Source organism: Actinoalloteichus spitiensis RMV-1378, assembly GCF_000239155.1.
GTDB classification, from domain to species: domain Bacteria; phylum Actinomycetota; class Actinomycetes; order Mycobacteriales; family Pseudonocardiaceae; genus Actinoalloteichus_B; species Actinoalloteichus_B spitiensis.
Genome location: NZ_AGVX02000682.1, coordinates 1 through 2,097 on the forward strand (window position 1 = coordinate 1; position 2,097 = coordinate 2,097).

At 75.7% G+C, this 2,097-nt stretch carries 2 protein-coding genes and 1 pseudogene; 2 read left to right on the forward strand and 1 reads right to left on the reverse strand.

Going from position 1 to position 2,097, the window contains the following annotated elements:
- Together ACTIDRAF_RS30910 and ACTIDRAF_RS33155 are read left to right on the forward strand one after the other, a co-directional pair.
- The coding region (locus tag ACTIDRAF_RS30910; RefSeq protein WP_016701201.1) for a TNT domain-containing protein at positions 1 to 964 on the forward strand (964 nt) is incomplete at its 5' end.
- Positions 961 to 1,227 (forward strand): annotated as a pseudogene (locus ACTIDRAF_RS33155) (hypothetical protein); the annotation flags it as partial. The gene ACTIDRAF_RS30910 and the pseudogene ACTIDRAF_RS33155, both read left to right, overlap by 4 nt.
- Before the next feature lie 152 nt (positions 1,228 to 1,379).
- Here the strand turns inward: ACTIDRAF_RS33155 and ACTIDRAF_RS0223885 are convergent.
- Positions 1,380 to 2,097 (reverse strand): inositol monophosphatase family protein (locus tag ACTIDRAF_RS0223885; RefSeq protein ID WP_016701203.1); only part of this gene is annotated, 718 nt, incomplete at its 5' end.

Here is a 2,097-nt window from a genome sequence, read left to right on the forward strand (position 1 = left end):
CGGTGCCCAGCCGAAACCGGTGCCGTTCCGGCCCGAGTTCCCCGTGGGCGGCGGAACGGCCGTGCCGCCGGGGACCGCTGTCGCCCCGGCCCCCGGCCAGGCCCCGGTTCCGGCCCCTGGCCAGCAGCCGGCGGTCCCGGTGGCCGGTGCGGCTCCCGCCGCCAAGCAGGTGATCGGTCCCGGATCTCCGGAGGGACCGGCGGCGCCGCCGGCCGAGGGGCGGACGACACGACGAGCCCCCACACCGCAGGGCGAGCTGCCCGAGGTCGCCTCGTTCGTCATGCACCTGTTCCCCCTCGGGCGCATCCCGGTCCCCGAGGTCGAACCCGCCCGCCAACGACCAGCTCCCGGCCCCGACCACGACTACGCGCCCGGCGGCAGGTACGCGCCCCAGGACCACCCGCGCGCGGACCTGGTGGACACCCTGGACACACCTCGGGCGGAGGACACCGAGGGCACCGGCCCCCGCCCCGGGCCCGAGGGGGCGCCACCACCCGGCGCGGTCGTCGCCGTTCCCGGGCCGGCCCAGCGGTCCACCGACCACGACTGGGCCCGCCGGTTCGTGGTGCGCGGCATCGACCTGGAGACGGGTCGCCCGCCCGAGTACGCCTGGCCCCCGCCGGAGCTCTTCCCCGAGGGCGCCGCGGACCCGGGTGGACTGGAGCCCGTGGTGCTGCCCGAAGGGGCGGAACTGGACAGGTTCGGCGACGAGGAGGGACGCCTGCTCTGCCGCGCGGGAGCGGCGTTCGAGTCGCGGTCGCTGCCACCGGACCACGCCGACCGCGAGTACGCGCGGTACCGGGTCACCCGGCCGTTGCCGGTGTGGGCCGGCGCGACGGCCGCGTGGTTCGCCCAACCAGGGGGAGCCGTGAGGTACCGCACCACGTACGCGGTGGCCGAGCTGGTGGCGATGGGCTACCTGGATCGACTGGACGTCGCGGTGACCGGAGGAGGCACCACGTGAACATGAACTCGATCGCGGACTGGCTCGCCAGGGTGGGGGTGCCGGACGAGGTCGTGTCCGTCGGCCGGGAGGCGGAGGACGCCTGGTGCGTGCTGCACGACCCGGGGGAGAACGGCGAGGAGCCCGCCTGGGAGGTCTTCTGGCGCGAGCACGGGAACCGGTACGACTGGGCGCGGTTCTCCAACGAACAGGTCGCCTGCTTCTACCTGTTCGGGCGGTTGTCCTGGACCCAGGTGCTCCGTGGCGCGCTGGAGAGCGCTCCGCCCACCGCCGCGACGGGGGAGACGCCGCCGAGCGCGCCCCCGGTCACCGCCGCCGAGGCCGCCACCCCGCCCACCGGGCTCCCCACCGCCGGGTCGCCGGCGTCGCGGCCGGCCGGGTCCCCGTAGCCGAGGAGCCCGTGCCCGGCGAGGGGTCAGCCGCCCAACACGCGCAGCGCCGCGTCGTGCAGCAGGCCGTTCGAGGACAACGCGTCACCACCCTCGTGCGTGCGTGTTCCCCGCAGGTCGGAGAAGTGGCCACCCGCCTCCTCGACGAGCACTTGGAGGGCGGCGACGTCCCAGGCGTTGACGACCGGTTCGGCCGCCAGGTCGATCGCCCCCTCGGCGACGAGGCAGTGCTGCCAGAAGTCACCGAAGGCGCGGTTCTCCCAGCAGGCGTCGGCCAACGCCAGGTAGGACTCCCGGGAGGCGTGCTCCACCCAGCTGCCCAGGTGCGTGGTGGACAGGTAGGCGTCCTCGAGCCGGGACACGGTGGACACCCGCAGCCGTTCCGGGGCTTCCCCAGCCGTCGCCGCCCACGCGCCGAGCCCCCGGGCCGCCCACCACCGCCGGCCCAACCGGGGCGCGCTGACCACACCCACCGAGGGAGTGCCGTCCACCACCAGGGCGATCAGGGTGGCCCACGCCGGCACTCCTCGGAGGAAGTTCTTGGTGCCGTCGATGGGGTCGACGACCCACACCCGGTCGGTGGAGGACCGCTCCGCCCCGGACCGCCCGCCCTCCTCCCCGACGAACACGTCCGCCGGCCGGTGTTCCGCGAGGGACGTCCTGATCAGGTCCTCGACGGCCCGGTCGGCGTCGGTCACGGGGGTGCGGTCCGGCTTCCGCTCCGACCGGAGGTCGAGCGCCCGG